The organism is Sphingomonas sp. TREG-RG-20F-R18-01 (assembly GCF_022662475.1).
Classification (GTDB): Bacteria; Pseudomonadota; Alphaproteobacteria; order Sphingomonadales; family Sphingomonadaceae; genus Sphingomonas.
Genome location: NZ_JAKNQQ010000002.1, coordinates 75218 through 95452, shown reverse-complemented (window position 1 = coordinate 95452; position 20235 = coordinate 75218). Strand labels below are relative to the sequence as shown.

Sequence of the window (20235 nt, the reverse complement as noted above, 5' to 3'; positions counted from 1 at the left end):
TTCGCCTTCGACAAGTGGGGGGCTTCGACAAGTGGCCGGCGAGACGATAGGGATGGCGCATGGCACTCATTCTCGGTCTCGAATCCAGCTGCGACGAAACCGCCGCGGCGCTCGTCACGTCCGACCGGCAGGTCCTGGCGCACCGGCTGGCGGGGCAGGAGGCGGCGCATCGCCCGTTTGGCGGGGTCGTTCCCGAAATCGCGGCGCGCGCGCATGTCGAGGTGCTCGCACCGCTGATCGAGGCGGCGCTCGCGGATGCCGGCGTCACGCTCGCCGAAGTCGACGCGATTGCCGCGACTGCGGGGCCGGGGTTGATCGGCGGCGTGATGGTCGGGCTGGTGACGGGCAAGGCGCTCGCGCATGCCGCGGGCAAGCCTTTGATCGCGGTCAATCATCTCGAGGGTCATGCGCTCAGCCCGCGACTGTCCGATCCCGACCTTGCGTTTCCGTATCTGCTGCTGCTCGTGTCCGGCGGGCACTGCCAGTTGCTGCTGGTCGAGGGGGTCAATCGCTACCGCCGGCTCGCGACGACGATCGACGATGCCGCGGGCGAGGCGTTCGACAAGACCGCCAAAGTTTTGGGGCTCGGCTTCCCCGGTGGTCCGGCGGTCGAGGTCGCGGCGCGCGCTGGCCGGGCGATCGTCCCGCTGCCGCGCCCGCTGAAAGGCTCGCCCGAGCCGCATTTCTCTTTTGCCGGACTGAAAAGCGCGGTCGTGCGCGCGCAGGCGGCGGGGACGTGGTCGGTCGAGGATATCGCCGCGTCGTTCCAGCAGGCGGTGGTCGATTGCCTGCTCGACCGGACGGTGCGCGCGCTCGGACAGGCGCATGGCGCGACCGCCTTGGTCGTCGCGGGTGGGGTCGCTGCGAATGGGGCGGTGCGGACTGCGCTGTCCGATCTGGCGGGGGCGCACGGGTTGCGCTTCGTGGCACCCCCCTTGTGGCTGTGCACTGACAACGCCGCGATGATCGGCTGGGCCGGGGCGGAGCGCTTCGCCGCGGGGCTGACCGACCCGCTCGATGTCGCCGCGCGACCGCGCTGGCCGCTCGACCCGGGCGCGGAAGCGGTGCGTGGCGCGGGCGTGAAGGCATGAAGATCGGGGTCATCGGCGGCGGCGCCTGGGGCACCGCGCTCGCGCAGGTCGCGGCGCGCGGCGGCGAACAGGTGCTGCTGTGGGCGCGCGAGGCGGATGTCGTCGCGGGGGTGAACACGACTCACGAGAATGTGCGCTTCCTGCCGGGGATCACGCTGCCCGAGACGATCGTCGCGACCGGGTCGCTGGGGTCGCTGTCGGCGTGCGATGCGTTGCTCGTCGTCGTGCCCGCGCAGCATGTCCGCGCGGTGCTGGCGGAGACCGCGGTGGGGGCGACCCCGCTGGTGTTGTGCGCCAAGGGGATCGAGGCGGGAACGCAGATGCTCGTCGGCGAGGTCGCGCAGCAGGTTCACCCCGCCGCGCCGATCGCGGTGCTGTCCGGCCCGACTTTCGCGCATGAAGTCGCCGCGGGGCAACCGACCGCGGTGACGCTGGCGTGCGCCGACGAGGCGCTCGGCGCGGCCTTGGCGGACCGGCTCGCGGGGCCCGCGCTGCGGCCCTATGCGACGACCGACGTGACCGGCGCGGAGATCGGTGGCGCGGTCAAGAACGTGCTCGCGATCGCGTGTGGCGTGGTCGAGGGCGCGGGGCTCGGGCAGAATGCGCGCGCCGCGCTGATCGCGCGCGGCTTTGCCGAGATGGTCCGGTTCGGGCTCGCGCGGGGCGCGCAGGCGGAGACGTTGAGCGGCCTGTCGGGGCTGGGCGACCTGGTGCTGACCTGTTCATCGATCGCGTCGCGCAATTTCTCGCTCGGGGTCGGGCTCGGGCAGGGGCGGCGCGCGAAGGAGTTGCTCGCGGACCGCGTGACGGTGGCGGAAGGTGCTGCGACCGCGCCGGTGCTGCGCGCGGCGGCGGCGGCGATCGGGGTCGAGATGCCGGTGGTCGCGGCGGTATGCGCGCTGCTCGAGGGCGCGGAGGTCGGCGCGGTGATCGAGGCGCTGCTCGCGCGCCCGCTGCGGCGCGAGGCGCGCTAGCGGCTTAGTGTCGGCGATCCGTTGCTGAACCCCGTGCTCCGGCGAAAGCCGGAGCCCAGTGTTTCACGAAAGGATCGTCGTTGTTCTGTCGGACTCTGGGTTCCTGCCTTCGCAGGAACACGGTGCGACGCTCTTCAGAAATCGATCGCGATGCCCTTGAGCTCCCAGTCGCCATAGCGAGTCGGATCAAGCCCGAGATGGTCGCGCGCGTCGCGCGGTTCGGGTTTGGGGTCGGGCGCGGGGACCGGCGTATTCTTGCTGAGATAGGCAGGTGGCTTCACATGCGGCGGACGAGCGGCCATGAGGGACTTCCTTGCAGACGCATGAGATAAGGCGTCCCCCGTCAGTTGGCGGTCCTTTGCGTAGAGTTCAAGCCCGTGACCTTGCCACCGCCCCGCCGTTACATGCCCCGTCCCGAACCCGTCGAAGCCCCCGGCGTCCCCGCACGCCGTGCCGCATTGCGCATGCTCGATGCGGTGCTGCGCCAGGGTCTGCCGCTCGAAGCCGCGATCGGTCGTGCGACCGCGGGGATCGACCGCGCCGACGACCGCGCGCTCGCACATGCGATCGCGGCGGAAGTGTTGCGGCGGCTGCCCGATCTCGATGCGCTGATCGACTCGGCGACCAAGACGCGGCTGCCAGATGATTCGAAGGCGCGCTTCGCCTTGCGGATCGCGCTGGCGCAGGCGCTGTCGCTCGGCACGCCGTCGCATGCCGCGATCTCGACCGTGCTGCCACTGGTCGATGGCGGCCCGCGCAAGCTCGTCCACGGCGTGTTCGGGACGTTGTCGCGGAACGGTGACCAGCTCCCCGAACTGCCGACGCTCCCCGATCCGGTCGCGCTGCGCTGGCATGCGGCGTGGGGGGATGACGGCATCCACGCCGCCGAGGAAGCGATGGCGGCCCCCCCGCCGCTCGACCTCACGCTTGCCGATCCTGCGGAAACCGCGCGCTTCGTCGAGGAACTGGGCGGCGTCTCGTTGCTGCCCGGGCATGTCCGGATCGATTCGGCGCATGTGCCCGAGCTCCCAGGGTTCGAGGACGGCCGCTGGTGGGTGCAGGATATCGCCGCGTCGCTGCCCGCGCGTCTGCTGGGCAAGGGGACCGGCACCGCGCTCGACCTGTGCGCCGCACCGGGCGGCAAGACGATGCAGCTCGCGAGCGCGGGCTGGCGGGTGACCTCGGTCGATGCGTCCGAAAGTCGTCTCGCGCGACTTCGCGACAATCTCGAGCGGACCGGGCTGACGGCGGAGATCGTCGAGGCGGACGTGCTCGAATGGGCGCCGCCCGCGCCGGTCGATGCGGTGCTGCTCGATGCGCCGTGCAGCGCGACCGGGATCTTCCGCCGCCACCCCGACGTGCTCCACCGCGTACGGCCGTCGCAGATCACCGATCTCGCGGCGTTGCAGACCAGTTTGCTCACGCGCGCGGCGGAATGGGTCAGGCCGGGCGGGACGCTCGTCTTCGCGACCTGCTCGCTCGAACCCGCCGAGGGCGAAAAGCAGCGCGAACGCTTTGCGGCGGCACGGCCCGACTTCGCGCTGGTGCCGGTCGGGGTCGACGAACTGCCCGCCGGGATCGTGCCCGACGCAAAGGGATGCGTGCGGACCTTGCCCGGGATGGTCAAGCCCGGCGGCAACGACGGCTTCTTCATCGCGCGCTGGCAGCGACAGGGCTGACACCACGGTGCTTCCCCGGCGAAGGCCGGGGCCCAGTTGCGGAGGTTTTGACAACCGAGCGCAGCGGCCAGCATTCTTCGGTTCCGCGACTGGGCCCCGGCCTTCGCCGGGGAAGCGCGGGAACGGGTCGCTCGTTTCACCGCGGGCAACCGCTGCGGGTAGAAGCTGAAGGGATGATCGCGGCGCTAGTCCCAAATCTCCGGCGCTACAGGTTTCATGCATCATGTCCCATTGGCAGGGCTGACACCACGATACTTCCCCGGCGAAGGCCGGGGCCCAGTTGCGGAGGTTTTGCCAACCGAGCGCAGCGGCCGGCATTCTTCCGTTCCGCGACTGGGCCCCGGCCTTCGCCGGGGAAGCGCGGGAACAGGTCGCTCGTTTCACCGCGGGTAACCGCCGCGGGTAGGAGCTGGAGCGATCATTGCCCGCTTGTCCGGAATCCCTGGCGTGCTTCAGGCTTCAAGTATCATGTCCCATTGGCAGGGCTGAACTTTCAGATACTTCCCCGGCGAAGGCCGGGGCCCAGTTGCGGAGGTTTTGACAACCGAGCGCAGCGGCCAGCATTCTTCCGTTCCGCGACTGGGCCCCGGCCTTCGCCGGGGAAGCGCAGGAACGGGATCGTCCACCCTCACCGCGAGCAACCGCCCCGCGCGAAAGCTGGCGCGATGATCGCGGCGCTTGTCCCGTATCCCCGGCGTGCTAGAGGCTGAGCGCATCATGTCCCAGCGCCCCGTCCGCATCGCCCCGTCCATCCTCTCGGCCGATTTCGCCAAGCTCGGCGAGGAGGTCCGCGCGATCGATGCGGCCGGCGCGGACTGGATCCATGTCGATGTGATGGACGGGCATTTCGTCCCCAACATCTCGATCGGGCCGGGCGTGGTGAAGGCGATCCGCCCGCACACCGCCAAACCGCTCGACGTCCACCTGATGATCGCGCCGGTCGATGCGTATCTCGAGGCGTTCGCCGAAGCGGGCGCGGACACGATCAGCATTCATGTCGAGGCGGGGCCGCACACGCATCGCAGCCTCCAGCACATCCGCAGCCTCGGCAAGCGCGCGGGTGTCGTGCTCACCCCGCAGACCCCGGCGAAGGCGCTCGATTATCTGCTCGACATGGTCGATCTCGTGCTGGTGATGAGCGTCAATCCGGGCTTTGGCGGGCAGGCGTTCATCGAGAGTTCGCTCCGCAAGATCGAGAGCATCCGCAAGATGATCGACCACGGCGGATACGCTATCGATCTCGAGGTCGATGGCGGAATCGACCATGGCACCGCGCCGCGCGCGATTGCGGCAGGGGCGGATGCGCTGGTCGCGGGCACCGCGACCTTCCGCGGCGGGCCCGATGCCTATGCCGCCAACATCTCCGGCCTGCGCGGCTGAATGCGCGATCGGCCGACCCCCGAGCTCGACGCCAGGGATGGGATCGATGAGGGCAAGCGGCTGATCCGGCTTGGCGGGGACAAGGGCTTGTCATTGGCTGAACGTCTTTCGGAGCATTTCCACCGGCTGACGTGGCGCACCCCGATCCACGGGTTGCGGCTCAAGGGGCGGCATCCGCTCAAGCTGATCGCGGTCCCCGACGATCCGTTCCTCGGGGACGTCAAGCGCGGGCACGCACTGCTCGCGGGGATGCTGACGTTTCGCGGCGAAGCGTACGACATCGAGACGCTCGAACTGGCGAGGCCCAATTTCTCGAAGGGCTATGCGGACTATCTCCACAGTTTCGCATGGCTGCGCGACCTGTCGACCGTCGCGACGCGCGCGCAAGCGACGCCGATCGCCGAACATCTGATGCGGCTGTGGCTCGTGCAGCACGCCGACACCGTCAGCGAACCTGCGTGGCGCGCGGACCTGTGGGGCCGCCGCATCCTCGCGTGGACCGCGCATGCGCCGCTGATCCTGTCGTCGGCGGATCTGGTCTATCGCAGCCGCGTCCTCAACACGCTCGCGCGTGGCGCGCGGCATATCGACCGGGGCGCGGACAAGGCACCGCAGGGCGCGCCGCGCGTGGCCGCGTTGTGCGGAGTGGTCGCGGCGACCCTGCTGATTCCCGGCGGCGATCCGCGCCAGTCCGCGGTCGAGGCGGCGTTGCTGCGCGGGCTGCAGGCATCGATCTACGAGGATGGCGGCAACGTCGCGCGCTCGCCAGTCGCGCAGGTCGATCTCATCATGCTGCTGACCTGCCTGCGCGACGTCTATGACGCGCGCCGGCTCGAACCGCCCGTGTTCCTCGGTGAGACGCTTGGCAAGCTGATGCCCGCGTTGCTGGGTATCTGCCATACCGATCGCGATCTGAGCAGCTGGCAGGGGTGCGCGCCTTATGGCGTCGACGCGCTCGCGCAGGTGATCGAAGCGAGCGGGGTCCGCACGCGCCCGCTGCGCCAGGCGCGCGACTGGGGGTATCAGCGGCTGGCGGCGGGGTCGGCGGTGCTGATCCTCGACGGCGCGCCGCCGCCGGTCGCGCGGCTGGTCGAAGGCGGCTGCGCCTCGACGCTCGCGTTCGAACTGTCCGACGGGCGCAACCGGATCATCGTCAATTGTGGTGGCGCGCGCGCCGGGATCGCGCAGCTCCCCGCCGATCTGGCGGAAGGCTTGCGCACCACCGCCGCGCATTCGACGCTGGTCGTCGGCGACAGCAATTCGACCGCGATCCATGCCGACGGCACGCTCGGGCGCGGCGTCGCGGAGGTCGAGCTGGTCCGGCAGGAAAGCGAGGCGTCGAGCCGGATCGAGGCAAGCCACGACGGCTATGCCCGCCGCTTCGGACTGATCCACCGCCGCCAGCTGGTTATGACCAACGACGGCAAGGAAATCCGTGGGGAAGACGTGCTGCTGCCTGCGCCCAAGCGCCGCAAGGTCCAGCCGTCGACGTTCGCGATCCGCTTTCACCTGGGGCTCGGCATCCAGGTGTCGCCGACCGCGGACGGGATGGCGGCGCTGTTGCGGTTGCCCGGGGGTGGGCTGTGGCAATTCCGTTGCCGCGGCGGGGCACTCGCGTTCGAGGACAGCCTGTGGATCGATGCCGAGGGGCGTCCACATGCGACGATGCAGCTCGTCGTGACGGGCGAGGCGCCCGCGGGCGGCGCGAATGTCGGCTGGGTGCTCAAGCGCGCGCATTGAATTTGACGGCCCGAGCGGGCAGGGGGTGCGCGACATTTCGCCCTCTTTCCCGCTGGAGCCTCCCCATGACCACCATCCCGATCCGCCGCGCGCTGTTGTCAGTCTCCGACAAGACCGACATCGTCGAACTGGCGCAGGGGCTGGCGCAGAATGGCGTCGAGCTCGTCTCGACCGGGGGCACTGCCAAGGCGCTGCGCGATGCGGGGCTGGAGGTGCGCGACATTTCGGACCTGACCGGCTTACCCGAGATGATGGACGGCCGCGTCAAGACGCTCCATCCGGTGGTGCATGGCGGGCTGCTCGCGGTGCGTGACGATGCGGCGCATGTCGCTTCGATGGAGAAGCACGGGATCGGCGCGATCGATCTGGTCGTGGTCAACCTCTATCCGTTCGAGGCGACCGTCGCCAAGGGTGCGGAACGCGACGAGATCATCGAGAATATCGACATCGGCGGCCCGTCGATGGTGCGCTCGGCGGCAAAGAACCACGCCTTCGTCGCGATCGTCACCGATCCGGCGGATTACGCGCTGGTCGCGGGCGGGAGCACGACGCTGGCGGATCGCCGCAAGTTCGCCGCCAAGGCCTATGCCGCGACCGCGGCGTATGACGGCATGATCGCGACATGGTTCGGCCAGGTCGACCAGGGCGAAGCCTTCCCCGAGACGCTCGCGATCACTTTGCAGCGCGGGCAATCGCTGCGCTACGGCGAAAACCCGCACCAGTCGGCGGCCTTCTACACCGCTGGCGGCAGCGCACCGCGCGGGATCGGCCAGGCGCGGCAGGTGCAGGGCAAGGCGCTGAGCTACAACAACCTCAACGACGCCGACGCCGCGCTCGATCTGATCAGCGAATATCGCGACGCCGCACCGACCTGCGTGATCGTCAAGCACGCCAACCCCTGCGGCGTCGCGACCGGCGAGACGCTCGAAGCTGCGTATAATGCTGCGTTCGCGTGCGATACGGTGTCGGCATTCGGCGGGATCATCGCGCTCAACCGTCCGCTCGACGGCGCGACCGCGCGTGCGATCGCGGGGATCTTCACCGAGGTCGTGGTCGCGCCCGACGCGGATGACGAGGCGCTCGCGATCTTCGCCGCGAAGAAGAACCTGCGCCTGCTGCTGACCGGCGAACTTCCCGATCCGGCGCGGGCCGGGTTGCTGGCGAAGGCGATCACCGGCGGTTGGCTGGTGCAGAGCCGCGATGGCGAATCCAACCCCGAGATGACGGTCGTCACCAAGCGCGCGCCGACCGAGCAGGAGCTCGCCGACTGCCGCTTCGCCTGGACCGTCGCCAAGCACGTCAAGTCGAACGCGATCGTCTATGCCAAGGGCGGCAGCACCGCCGGGATCGGCGCGGGGCAGATGAACCGGCTCGAATCCGCGCGGATCGCGGCGTGGAAGGCGAAGGACGCCGCCGACAAGGCGGGCTGGGGGGAGCCGCGCACGATCGGCTCGGCGGTCGCGTCGGATGCGTTCTTCCCGTTCGCCGACGGCCTGATGGCGGCGGTCGAGGCGGGGGCGACCGCGGTGATCCAGCCGGGCGGCTCTATCCGCGACGACGAGGTGATCGCTGCGGCGGATGCCGCTGGGCTTGCAATGGTGTTCACCGGGGTGCGGCACTTCCGGCATTGATCGGGGGGGGCGCTCTCCTCCACACCGTCATCCTTGCGCAGGCATGGTCTCTGTGAAACCCTGAATGTTCTCCCGCGAAAGCGGGAGTCCAGGAGTCGCGAGAACTGTAAGCCGTTGTTCTGCTTGGCTCTGGATTCCCGCCTTCGCGGGAAAACAGTAAAGGACGGGTTCGTAACCCAAGTTTCGCGGAGGCCATGCAAGGCGGGAATGGGGGGAATCGGGGCTATGGCGGCAATAGCGCGCCCCGCCTACCCCGCCACCGCCGGTTTCCGCCGGATCAGCGCGCGGTCCTCGTCGCGGAACGCCCAGCGGTAGAGCACGTACAGATACACCGCCGCCATCAGCGGTTCGCCGATCGCGAGTTCGGCCCATTCGAACCGCTTGGGCAAGGCGGTGAACGCGCCCCCCACGACGCAGGTCGCGAGTACCGCCCACGCCATCGCCCAACGCCATCCCGCCACGGGCGCCTTGAGCAACCGCGACAGATAGGTCGACTTGATGATCGAGGTGATCGTCACCGACACGAACAGCGCCACCGCCGGCCCCGCCGCCTGGAACGCGACCGGCCAGCCGACCGACTGCATCGCGAAGATCAGACCGAAGCTGAGCGCCACCTGGAACAGCAGCATGCCGATCGAAATCGCCATGTTCTGCAACCGCGCGATGTAGACGAGCGCGGATTCGCACACCGCGCCGGTCGATGCGGCCGCCTCGGCGAACAGCAGGAACGCGAGCGCCGCGGTGCCCGAGACGAATTGCGGGCCGACCGTCCCCATCACCGCCTCGCCCGGGATCGACCCCATCAGCGCAAGCCCCGTCTGCGCGGCAAGGATCCAGAAGCCGACCTGCCGCACCTGCGCCGCGATCGCCCCCATGTCGCCGCGCGCGAGGCTGGTGGTGATGACCGGGCCGAGGATCGGGTCGAAGCTCGTCTTGAGCTTGCCCGGGATCGACGCGACCTGTTGCGCCATCCAGTAGATGCCGACGATCCGCGGCTCGAACATCACGAACAGAATCGAGCGGTCGACGTTGCGCGTCCCCCATTCGAGTGCATCAGCCCCCGCGAGCGGCGCGTTGCGCCGGATCAGCGCGAGCGTCCGCCCCGGATGGAGCCGCCAGCCGACCGGCGCGCCATAGCTCCGCCAGAACGGCACCAGCGACGCGACGAGCGCCGCGATCATCGACAGCATGTAGGCGATCACCAGCCCGTCATGCGGCGCAATCGGATAGAGCACGCCCGCCGCGATCGAGATCGTCCACGGCTCAATCACCGCGCGCGCGGTGACGGTGGCTTTCACGTTGCGGCGATAGGCGAGCGCGGCCAGCGTGATGTCCGACCATGCGGTGAAGACGATGATGCACGGCAACAGCCGTTCGAGCCCGGTCGGCGCGCTGCCGTGATACATCAGGTCGGGGACGAGCAGCAGGAACCCGCTCGCGAGGAAGGACGCGAGCGCCGCGACGACGAGGCAATCCCACACGATGTCGACATGCGGTCGATCCGAATCGCTGATCGCAAGCGCGAGGCCCCGCTTCAACCCGAACGTCGCGAGCAGGGCCGCCACCTCGACGAACAACACCGCGCGCGCGAAGGTGCCGAGCGTGTCAGGCCCGTAGAGCCGCCCGGCGATGAACAGGAACGGAATTCGCGCGACAAGGCGCATCAGGAAGCCGAGGATATTGGTCCGGCCACCCTTGGCCAGTGCGTTGATCTCGTCGTCCGTGCCCCCACGGTCGGTCGGTACGCCCCCCGTTACTGTCGTCAATGCGCGGCCCCCCAGCTCAGGCCGGTGCCGATCTCGATGCCGAGCGGCACGCTGAGCTGGACTGCGGGTTCGGCGGCGGTCGCCATCACGCGTTCGATCACGGGTTTCGCCGCGGCGACGTCGCCTTCGGGCAGTTCGAACACGAGTTCGTCATGCACCTGCAACAGCATCCGCACATCGGGCAGCCCCGCCTCGAGCAATGCCGGCCCCATCCGCACCATCGCGCGCTTGATGATGTCGGCGGAGGTCCCCTGGATCGGCGCGTTGATCGCGGCGCGCTCGGCCCCCTGGCGTTCGTGCTGGATCTTGGAGGAAATGCGCGGGAAGTGTGTCTTCCGCCCGAACAGCGTGGTGGTGTAGCCGCTCGCGCGGACCGTCTCGGTGGTCTGCGCGATATAGTTGCGGATGCCGGGGAAGCGATCGAAATAGCGGTCGATCATCGCCTGCGCCTCGTCCGCGGTCACGTCGAGCCGCCCCGCCAGACCCCAGCGGCTGATCCCGTAGAGGATCGCGAAGTTGATCGTCTTGGCGCGCCCGCGCGTGTCGCGATTGACCTCGCCGAACAGTTCCTGCGCGGTCAGGCTGTGGATGTCGGCACCACTCGCGAACGCGTCGCGAAGCTGCGGCACGTCCGCCATATGCGCTGCGAGCCGCAGCTCGATCTGCGAGTAATCGGCGGCGAGCAGGACGTTGCCGGGCTCGGCCACGAACGCGTCGCGGATCTGGCGGCCGATCTCGGTGCGGATCGGGATGTTCTGCAAATTCGGGTCGGTCGACGACAGCCGCCCGGTCTGCGCGCCAGTCAGCGAATAGGACGTGTGGACACGCCCCGTCGCTGGGTTGATCTGCGCCTGCAGCGCATCGGTATAGGTCGACTTGAGCTTGGACAGCTGCCGCCATTCGAGCACCTTGGTCGCAATGTCCTTGCCGGGGGAGTCCTTATCAGCCGCGATCCGCTCGAGTTCGGTCACGTCGGTCGAATAGACCCCGGACTTGCCCTTGCGCCCGCCCTTGATCCCCATCCGTTCGAACAGCACGTCGCCCAATTGCTTGGGGCTGCCGATCGTGAACGTGCCGCCCGCGAGCGCATGGATATCGACTTCGAGCGCACCGATCTGTGTCGAGAATTCGCCCGACAGTTGCGCGAGCTTTTCGCGATCGACCTTGATTCCGTGGCGCTCCATCTGCGCGATGACCGGCGCGAGCGGACGGTCGACCATCTCGTACACCCGCGTCGCACCCTCGGCGGCGAGGCGCGGCTTGAACCGCCGCCACAGCCGCAGCGTCACGTCGGCATCCTCCGCGGCGTAGCGGGTGGCGGCGACCAGATCGACCTCGTTGAAGGTCCGCTGCGTCTTGCCGACACCGACCACGTCCTTGAACGCGATGCAGCTGTGCGACAGATGCGTCGCCGCGAGTTCGTTCATGCTGTGGCCGTGAAGCCCCGCGTCGAGATCGAAGCTCATCAGGATCGTGTCGTCGAACGGCGCGACGCCGACGCCCAAGCGCCCGAGCACGATCATGTCATACTTCAGGTTATGCCCGATCTTGAGGACCGAAGGATCCTCGAACAGCGGCTTCAGTTTCGCCAGCGCGACCTCGACCGTCAGCTGTTCGGGCTTTTCCGCGAACAGCCCGCTTCCGCCATGCGCGAGCGGGACATAGCAGGCGAGATTGGGGTGGAGCGCCATACTGATCCCGACCAGCTCGGCGCGAGTCGCGTCGATCCCGGTCGTCTCGGTGTCGATCGCGATCCAGCCCTGATGCCGCGCGAGCGTGATCCAGCGGTCGAGCGCGGCCTCGTCGACCACGGTCTCGTACGAATCGACCTCGCACGGCGGATCCTGCTCGGTCGGAACGGACTTGGGGGCAGGGACCGGCGCATCCGCGACTGCCGACAGCTTGGCGAGCAACGAGCGGAAGCCGTGATGTTCAAGGAACACCCGCAGCGGCGCATCGGGGATGCCCTTGAGTTCGAGATCCTCGAGCGGCTCGGGCAAGGCGACGTCGCATTTGAGCGTCACCAGTTCCTTCGACAGCCGCGCCATGCCGGCATGTTCGATCAGATTGTCGCGCAGCTTGCCCTTCTTCATCCCCTCGGCGGCGGCGAGCACCGATTCGAGATCGCCATGTTCGAGGATTAGCTTGGCCGCGGTCTTGGGGCCGACGCCGGGGACGCCCGGCACGTTGTCGACGCTGTCGCCCATCAGCGCGAGCACGTCGCCGAGTTGCGCGGGCGTGATGCCGTGGAATTTCTCCGCGACATGCTCCGCGCCGAGCCGTCGGTTGTTCATCGTGTCGTACATGTCGAGCCCGGGCTCGATCAGCTGCATCAGATCCTTGTCCGACGACACGATCGTGACTTCCCACCCCTGCGCCAAGGCTGCGCGCGAATAGCAGGCGATGATGTCGTCCGCCTCCAGCCCCTCGGTCTCGATGCACGGCAGCGAGAAGGCGCGCGTCGCATCGCGGATCATCGGGAACTGGGGGACGAGATCCTCGGGCGGCGGCGGGCGGTGCGCCTTGTATTGGTCGTACAGGTCGTTGCGGAAGGTCTTGGACGACTTGTCGAGGATCACCGCCATATGCGTCGGGCCGTCCGCGGCATGTACCTCGTCCGCGAGCTTCCACAGCATCGTGGTATAGCCATAGACCGCGCCGACAGGCTCGCCATGCTTGTTGGTGAGCGGGGGGAGGCGGTGATACGCGCGGAAGATGTATCCCGAGCCATCGACAAGATAGAGATGCGGCATCATGCGGCGATAGCAGCGCCTGCGCGCTAGCAGAAGCCCGCTTTGCGTTCAGCCGTTCGGGCGGCTCGTGTTGGCGCGATTGGCAGAAATTGTGCTCGCATGTGTCGCGACGACGCTTGAGACGACCGCCTGCATCAATTGCTGCCGCGCCGGAATCGGGCGGAGCGTGTCGCCGATCATCACCGCGATCGCATAGGTCCGGCCATCGGGCGCGATCAGCAGGCCGACGTCGTTATAGCCTGCGGTGCGGCCCGCGAAATCCTGCCCGGTCCCGGTCTTGTGCCCGAACGTCCAGCCCGGCGGCACCGCGCCGCGCAGCCGCATCTTGCCGGTGTGCGAGGATTGCATCGTCCCGATCAGATAGGAGGTCGAGGGAGCCGACAGGATCTCCCCGCGCTTGAGCCGCGCGAGCGCGGTCGCGATCGCGGCGGGTGCAGCACCGTCGGGCGGGGCTGCGACATAACGGTTGAACGCGGCAAGGCGATCGGCGCGGGTCAGCGCGTTGCGCGCGCGGTTGAAGCCGTCGTTGAACGCGTAGGACGGCTGCCACGTCAGCCCGGCGGTGTTCGCCTGCAACATCCGCTCGCCCGGGCCGAAGCCGATCGCGCCAAGCCCCTTGCGCGCGATGAACCCGCGCACCGCGGTCGGCCCGCCGACCAGACGGAGCAGCCGGTCGTTCGCGGTATTGTCGCTCATCGTCAGCGCGCGCTGGAGCAATTCGCCGACCGTCGTGCGATAGCCGGTATCGCCACGGATCAGCCCCGCGATCGGCTGGTGGAACAGCGTGATGTCGTCGCGGGTCAGCGTGATCGGATCGTCGAGCCGCAGTTTGCCCGCATCGCGCGCGGCGAGCACGGTCATCGCGACCCACAATTTGCTGACGCTCTGCTGCGGCAGGCGCTGGCTCCCGCCCGCGTTGATCATCCAGCCATCGTCGACGCTGCGCACCGCGACCCCGGCCTTGCCGCTGAAGCCACGGACCAGTTGCGTGATGGTCGCGGTCAGCATCGGCGGCTGGGGCAGGACGCGGTGGCCGACCGGTGCCGGCCCCGAACGCGGCGGGATCGCGACGACCAACGGGGCCTGCGTCTGCGCGCCGCGCGCGCTCTGGACGCGCGTGCCATACCCGCAGGCGCACAGCGCGGAGATGAGCAGCAGGGTGGCTGCGGGCTTCATGAGGTGCAGAGGTACAATATGCGCAACCACCGAATTTGTTTCCCGCCCGGCACCATGCCCTGAACTCTCGCGATAGGGCCAGATCTGGTTTGAGAAATGGGTACGATCGGAAGCTGCGACCAGACGCCTTCGCTTTACGACAGGACGGTACGGACTACGGAAACCCGCCAAAATTTCCCGTCACCCCGGCGAAGGCCGGGGCCGTCGCGTTGTTTTGCCGGCCGGCTGCCTGAAACGAGACGGCCCCGGCCTCCGCCGGGGTGACGGGCTCTACGGCACCAGAATCGTATCGCGCGCCTCGGGCAGCATGTCCGGATAATCGAGCGTGTAATGCAGCCCGCGCGATTCCTTGCGCGCCAGCGCCGAGCGCACGATCAGCTCGGCGGTCTGGAGCAGGTTGCGCAGCTCGATCAGGTCGGGCGTGACGCGGAAGTGGCCGTAATAATCGTTCACTTCCTCGGTCAGCATCCGGATCCGGTGCTGCGCGCGCTCGAGCCGCTTGGTCGTCCGCACGATGCCGACGTAATTCCACATGAACCGGCGGATCTCGGTCCAGTTCTGCTTGATCACGACTTCCTCGTCCGAATCCTCGACGCGGCTTTCGTCCCACGCGCGGATCGGCGGGGGCTCGGGCAGTTCGTCCCAATGCTCGGCGATATGCTGCGCGCACGCTTCGCCGAAGACGAAGCATTCGAGCAGCGAGTTGGACGCGAGCCGGTTCGCGCCGTGCAAGCCACTCTCGCTGCATTCGCCCGCCGCATAGAGACCAGGCAGATCGGTCCGCCCGTCGAGATCCACCACGATCCCGCCGCAGGTGTAATGCTGCGCGGGGACGACCGGGATCGGGTCGGTCGTCATGTCGATCCCGAGCCCGAGCAGTTTCTCGTAGATGTTGGGGAAGTGCGCGCGGATGAAGTCCGGGCCCTTGTGGCTGATGTCGAGGTGGACGTAATCGAGCCCGAGCCGCTTGATCTCATGATCGATCGCGCGCGCGACGATGTCGCGCGGCGCGAGTTCGGCGCGCGGGTCGACCTCGGGCATGAAGCGATAGCCGTTTTCGGGGAGCAGCAAATGCCCGCCCTCCCCGCGCACCGCCTCGGTGATCAGGAAATTCTTGACGTCGAGATTGTAGAGGCAAGTCGGATGGAACTGCATCATCTCCATGTTGGAGACGCGGCACCCCGCGCGCCACGCCATCGCGATGCCGTCGCCGGTCGCGCCACGTGGCGCGGTCGAAAAGAGATAGGTCCGCCCCGCGCCGCCGGTCGCGAGGATCGTCGCGCGCGCGGTGTGAAGCTCGACCCGGCCGGTCGCGCGGTTGACGGCATAGACGCCCCACACGTTGCCCGCACCCGAATAGCGTTCCTCGTGCCGGCTGGTCGCAAGGTCGATCGCGACCATGTTGGGGACGAGCGTGATGTTGGGGTGATCGGTCGCGGCGCGCTGCAACGCTTCCTGCACCGCCCAGCCGGTCGCGTCGGCGACATGGACGATCCGGCGATGCGAATGCCCGCCCTCGCGCGTCAGATGCAGCCCGCCGCCATTGTCGGCGGTTTCGGTCGCGAACGGTACGCCCAGCTCGACCAGCCGCGCGATCGCGGCGGGCGCGCGTTCGACGACCATCTCGACCGTCGCGCGATCGTTGAGCCCTGCGCCCGCGATCATCGTATCCTCGACATGGCTCTCGAACGTGTCGCCTTCCTCGAGCACCGCGGCGATCCCGCCTTGCGCCCAGGCGGTCGAGCCCTCGTTGAGCTGCCCCTTGGCGAGCACGGTGACGTTGAAGCGATCCGCTAGGTTGAGCGCGGCGGTCAGTCCGGCCGCGCCGGAGCCGATGATGAGGACGTCGGACTGCATCGCTTCTCCACTTCCCGCTTTGGCCGGGTGCCGCGGCGGACCGACGTCACACGTCTGTCACAGCGGCTGGTATCGTGGATTGGCGGGCTTGCCTAGCGGTGTGGGCGGGTGGCAGCAGCGCTGCAACACCCCCCGTCACCCCGGCGAAGGCCGGGGCCGTCCCGTCTGGGGCAGACGGTGCACAAAGCAACGTGGCGGCCCCGGCCTCCGCCGGGGTGACGTTAGGGGACTTTCCCGCTAGCGGCGAGGTTCACGCGATACCGAGACTTGAACGATGACCCTCCACAATTGGTGGCTGTTTACCGGCGCGGTGTTCCTGCTGTGCGGGACGCCGGGGCCCAACATGCTCCACATCCTGTCGCGCAGCGTCGAGATGGGGCTGAAGCGCAGCGTCGCGGCGATGGCGGGATGCCTGCTCGCGCTGGTGCTGGTGCTGACCGCCTCGGCGGCGGGAGTGACGACGCTGTTGCTTGCGGTGCCGGGCGCGTTTGACGTGCTGCGCTATGTGGGGGTCGCGTATCTTATCTACCTCGGAATCAAGGCGTGGCGCAGCAACGGGGCGCCGATCGACGTGGCGGAGGGGGAGCTGCCGCGCACGCTGTCGCTGCGCGCGCTGTTCCGCGGCGGGTTCGCGATCGGGATCAGCAATCCGAAGCTGATCTTGTTCGCAGCCGCCTTCTTTCCGCAATTCGTCGATCCTGCGTTCCCCAAGCCGCCGCAATTTGCGCTGCTGGTGGTGACCTTCGCGGTGCTGGAGAGCTTCTGGTACGGGGTCTATGCGCTGGGCGGGCGGTCGCTCGCGGGATATCTCGAGCGGCCCGCGGTCAAGCGGCTGTTCAACCGGGTGACGGGGGTGATCTTTATCGGCTTCGGGCTCGCGCTGCTGCGGACGCGGCATTCTTGAGGGAGACCTTGCCCCCCTTCCGTCATTCCCGCGGAGGCGAGAATCCATAGGCACCGTCCGTCATAGTCTGCGCCGTCAGCCAGTATGGATCCCCGCCTGCGCGAGACCTCTGCGAAAGCCGGGTTACGGACCCATCATTTGCTGCTTTCCCGCGAAGGCGGGAATCCAGAGCCACGCAGAACAACGAGTTACAGTTCTCGCGACCCCTGGACTCCCGCCTTCGCGGGAGAACATCCATGGTTCGCAGAGGCCTCGCCTGCGCGGGGATGACGGAAATGGGGGAGGCCGTCCTTACGCGTTCGCAGCGCGTGTCAGGTTGAGGAACACGTCCTCCAGGTCCGCCTCGCGCGTCGACACGTCGACGATGCCATAGCCATCCGCCTGCACCGCCGCGAGCACTTCGCCCGCGTTGACCTTGTCCTTGGCATAGGTGATCGCGAGCGTCCGCGTGCCCTTCAGCTCGATCTTCTGGAAACAGGCGTTGGCGGGCGCGACTGCCACGTCGCGGTCGACCGTCACCTCGACCATCTTCTCGGTCGCCTTCGCCAGCAAGTCGCGCGTCGGTTCGTTCGCGATCACCTTGCCGTGGTTGATGATCGCGATCCGGTCGCACAATTCCTCGGCCTCCTCGAGGTAATGCGTCGTCAGCACCACCGTGACGCCCGCCTCGTTGAGCGAACGGACATAGGCCCAGAGTTGCTGGCGCAGCTCGATGTCGACGCCCGCGGTCGGCTCGTCGAGCACCAGTACGGGGGGCGAGTGGACCATCGCCTTGGCGACCATCAGGCGGCGCTTCATGCCCCCCGACAGCGTGCGCGCATAGGCGTTGGCCTTGTCCTCCAGATGCACCGCGCGGAGCAATTCCATCGAGCGGCGCTTGGCCTTGGGGACGCCGTACAGCCCGCCCTGGATCTCGAGCGTCTCGAACGGCGAGAAGAACGGGTCGAACAGGATCTCCTGATTGACGATCCCGATCGACACCTTGGCGTTGCGCGGGTGCTGATCGATGTCGAAACCCCAGATCGACGCGGTCCCGCCGGTCTTGTTGACCAGGCCCGCTAGGATGTTGATCAGCGTGGATTTTCCCGCGCCGTTGGGGCCGAGCAGCCCGAAGATCTGGCCGCGCGGCACGTCGAACGACACGTCGTCGAGCGCCTGCTTGCCGCCTTTGTAGGTCTTGCTCAAATTGGCGATGGAGATGGCAGCTTCCGTCATGAGTCGGCATTAGGCACGCGGGGCGTGCGCGGAAAGCCTAAATTGCGGTTCCGCTCGCTCGTGCTCCTGCGCAGGCAGGAGCCCAGGAGTTCCAAAGACCGCAAGCGGATACTTGTGTGGCTCTGGGTTCCTGCCTGCGCAGGAACACGGCGCAATGGCACACTAGCCTTCAAAACCCCCGACTTGATCATTGTCGCCAATAACCGACCTTGCTACACGCGCCCCCATGATCGCCCCGCCCGAAATCCTCCGCGTCACCCACGCCCGCAACATCTGCGACGGCGCGACCGACATTCCTGGCGGCGCGAGCCTTGGCCATCCGCGCGTGTTTCTCGAGATCGACGAGACCGGCTATGTCGATTGCGGCTATTGCGACCGCCGCTTCATCCTGATCGGCGGACCCGCCGATGGCGCGGACCAGGCGACGCTTCGCGATCATGGGGATGGCGCAGGCCGCTGAGCCTCCTATATTCGGGGGTATGACGAGTCCCGCAGACCCCCGCGCTTTCCTCTATCATGACGGACAGCTGTCCCCTGACGAGGCGCAGGCCCTCACCGCAGCCGCGCTCGGCAAGGCCGATGACGGCGAGCTTTACCTGCAATATCGCAAGTCCGAAGCGTTCGGCTTCGACGATGGCCGGCTGAAGACCGCGAGCTACGACACGCATTCGGGTTTTGGCCTGCGGGCAGTGTCGGGCGAGATGACCGCCTTTGCGCACGCCAACGAACTGAGCGCCGCGGCGATCAAGCGCGCGTCCGAGACGATGGCGCTGATCGATCCGTCGGCCAGCCCCAAGGCCGCGCCGCCGCGCGCCACCAACCGGCATCTCTATACCGACGCCGATCCGCTCGACCTGATCCCCTTCGCCGACAAGGTGAATCTGTGCCAGACGATCGACGCCGCCGCCCGCGCGCGCGATCCGCGTGTGGCGCAGGTGTCGGTATCGCTGATGGGCAATTGGAACGTGGTCGAGATCGTCCGCGCCGATGGCTTCATGGCGACCGACATCCGACCGCTGGTGCGGCTTAACGTGTCGATCGTGGTCGAGCAGAATGGCCGCCGCGAGACCGGCAGCTTCGGGATCGGCGGGCGCTATCTCTACACCGACCTGATGGAGCCCGCGACGTGGAACCGCGCGATCGACGAGGCGCTGGCGCAGGCCGTCGTCAATCTCGATTCGGTTGCAGCGCCCGCGGGTGAGATGACCGTGCTGCTCGGGCCGGGCTGGCCGGGAATTCTGCTGCACGAGGCGATCGGCCACGGGCTCGAGGGCGATTTCAACCGCAAGGGCACCAGCGCCTTCTCCGGGCGGATCGGCGAGCGCGTCGCGGCCCCTGGCGTGACGGTGGTCGACGACGGGTCGATCGCGGATCGCCGCGGGTCGCTGTCGATCGACGACGAGGGCACGCCGACGCAGGAGAACGTGCTGATCGAGGACGGGATTCTCAAGGGCTACATCCAGGACCGGCTCAACGCGCGGCTGATGGGCGTCGCGCCGACCGGCAACGGGCGTCGCGAGAGCTTCGCGCATGCGCCGATGCCGCGGATGACCAACACCTTCATGCGTGGCGGGAATGACGATCCGGCCGAGCTGTTGTCGCGCGTCAAGTCGGGCATCTTCGCCAAGGCGTTCGGCGGCGGGCAAGTCGACATCGTGTCGGGCAAGTTCGTCTTCTCGTGCACCGAGGCGTATCGCATCGAGAACGGCAAGATCGGCGCGCCGATCAAGGGCGCGACGCTGATCGGCGACGGGCCGTCGTGCCTGACCAAGGTCGAGGGGATCGGCAACGATTTCGCGCTCGACGAAGGCATCGGCATGTGCGGCAAGGGCGGGCAGAGCGTGCCCGCCGGCGTCGGGCAGCCGACGCTGCTGGTCGGCGGGCTGACGGTTGGCGGGACGGCGATGTAAGCACCGGCGGGCGTCGCCTCGTTGACGGTAATGTCGGCCGGTTCGCCTTGGTGTTCCTGCGCAGGCAGGAACCCAGAGCCAGGAACGTCCTGCTAAGTTGCTCTCGTAACCCCTGGACTCCTGCTTTCGCAGGAGAACAGCGACGACTATGGATGAAGG

Annotated in this window: 15 protein-coding genes; 9 read left to right on the top strand and 6 right to left on the bottom strand. The window is 68.0% G+C overall.

Annotated elements, in window-relative coordinates:
• Positions 1-59 precede the first annotated feature (59 nt).
• Positions 60-1091, top strand: a complete 1032-nt coding sequence (gene tsaD / locus L8K25_RS05935; protein ID WP_242137987.1) for a tRNA (adenosine(37)-N6)-threonylcarbamoyltransferase complex transferase subunit TsaD — start codon at positions 60-62, stop codon at positions 1089-1091.
• On the top strand, positions 1088-2065 hold the full coding sequence (locus L8K25_RS05930) for an NAD(P)H-dependent glycerol-3-phosphate dehydrogenase (RefSeq protein ID WP_242137986.1): 978 nt from the start codon (positions 1088-1090) through the stop codon (positions 2063-2065). The genes tsaD and L8K25_RS05930 overlap by 4 nt, the downstream gene beginning before the upstream one ends.
• Before the next feature lie 134 nt (positions 2066-2199).
• Here L8K25_RS05930 and L8K25_RS05925 read toward each other — a convergent pair whose 3' ends face one another.
• A complete protein-coding gene (locus L8K25_RS05925; protein WP_242137985.1) occupies positions 2200-2367 on the bottom strand; it encodes a DUF1674 domain-containing protein in 168 nt (55 codons plus the stop codon).
• Between the two features lie 102 nt (positions 2368-2469).
• Between L8K25_RS05925 and L8K25_RS05920 the strand changes: the two genes are divergently transcribed.
• From L8K25_RS05920 to purH, 4 genes are all read left to right on the top strand, one after another.
• Positions 2470-3744, top strand: a complete 1275-nt coding sequence (locus L8K25_RS05920; protein ID WP_242138712.1) for an RsmB/NOP family class I SAM-dependent RNA methyltransferase — start codon at positions 2470-2472, stop codon at positions 3742-3744.
• A gap of 717 nt (positions 3745-4461) precedes the next feature.
• Positions 4462-5124, top strand: coding sequence for a ribulose-phosphate 3-epimerase (rpe, locus tag L8K25_RS05915; protein WP_242137984.1), 663 nt, complete (start codon positions 4462-4464; stop codon positions 5122-5124).
• Positions 5125-6864 carry a heparinase II/III family protein gene (locus tag L8K25_RS05910; protein ID WP_242137983.1) on the top strand — a complete coding sequence of 580 codons (1740 nt, stop codon included), beginning with the start codon at positions 5125-5127 and terminating at the stop codon, positions 6862-6864.
• Between the two features lie 65 nt (positions 6865-6929).
• Positions 6930-8495 carry a bifunctional phosphoribosylaminoimidazolecarboxamide formyltransferase/IMP cyclohydrolase gene (purH, locus tag L8K25_RS05905; protein ID WP_242137982.1) on the top strand — a complete coding sequence of 522 codons (1566 nt, stop codon included), beginning with the start codon at positions 6930-6932 and terminating at the stop codon, positions 8493-8495.
• A 248-nt stretch (positions 8496-8743) separates the two neighbouring features.
• Here purH and L8K25_RS05900 read toward each other — a convergent pair whose 3' ends face one another.
• From L8K25_RS05900 to nadB, 4 genes are all read right to left on the bottom strand, one after another.
• Complete coding sequence (locus L8K25_RS05900; RefSeq protein WP_242138711.1) at positions 8744-10159, bottom strand: oligosaccharide flippase family protein; 1416 nt, start codon at positions 10157-10159, stop codon at positions 8744-8746.
• Positions 10160-10257: 98 nt separating this feature from the next.
• Entirely contained in the window at positions 10258-13014 is a 2757-nt protein-coding gene (polA, locus tag L8K25_RS05895) for a DNA polymerase I (RefSeq protein WP_242138710.1), read from the bottom strand.
• Positions 13015-13062: 48 nt separating this feature from the next.
• A complete protein-coding gene (locus L8K25_RS05890) occupies positions 13063-14190 on the bottom strand; it encodes a serine hydrolase (RefSeq protein ID WP_242137981.1) in 1128 nt (375 codons plus the stop codon).
• Positions 14191-14460: 270 nt separating this feature from the next.
• Positions 14461-16047, bottom strand: a complete 1587-nt coding sequence (gene nadB / locus L8K25_RS05885; RefSeq protein WP_242137980.1) for an L-aspartate oxidase — start codon at positions 16045-16047, stop codon at positions 14461-14463.
• Between the two features lie 274 nt (positions 16048-16321).
• Between nadB and L8K25_RS05880 the strand changes: the two genes are divergently transcribed.
• Positions 16322-16951, top strand: coding sequence for a LysE family translocator (locus tag L8K25_RS05880; RefSeq protein ID WP_010161597.1), 630 nt, complete (start codon positions 16322-16324; stop codon positions 16949-16951).
• Between the two features lie 291 nt (positions 16952-17242).
• Here L8K25_RS05880 and L8K25_RS05875 read toward each other — a convergent pair whose 3' ends face one another.
• The gene (locus tag L8K25_RS05875) at positions 17243-18166 is read right to left on the bottom strand and encodes an ABC transporter ATP-binding protein (RefSeq protein WP_242137979.1); all 924 of its coding nucleotides are present in this window, start codon (positions 18164-18166) and stop codon (positions 17243-17245) included.
• A gap of 226 nt (positions 18167-18392) precedes the next feature.
• Between L8K25_RS05875 and L8K25_RS05870 the strand changes: the two genes are divergently transcribed.
• Entirely contained in the window at positions 18393-18626 is a 234-nt protein-coding gene (locus tag L8K25_RS05870; RefSeq protein ID WP_242137978.1) for a zinc-finger domain-containing protein, read from the top strand.
• Between the two features lie 19 nt (positions 18627-18645).
• Entirely contained in the window at positions 18646-20076 is a 1431-nt protein-coding gene (gene tldD, locus L8K25_RS05865) for a metalloprotease TldD (protein WP_242137977.1), read from the top strand.
• Positions 20077-20235 lie beyond the last annotated feature (159 nt).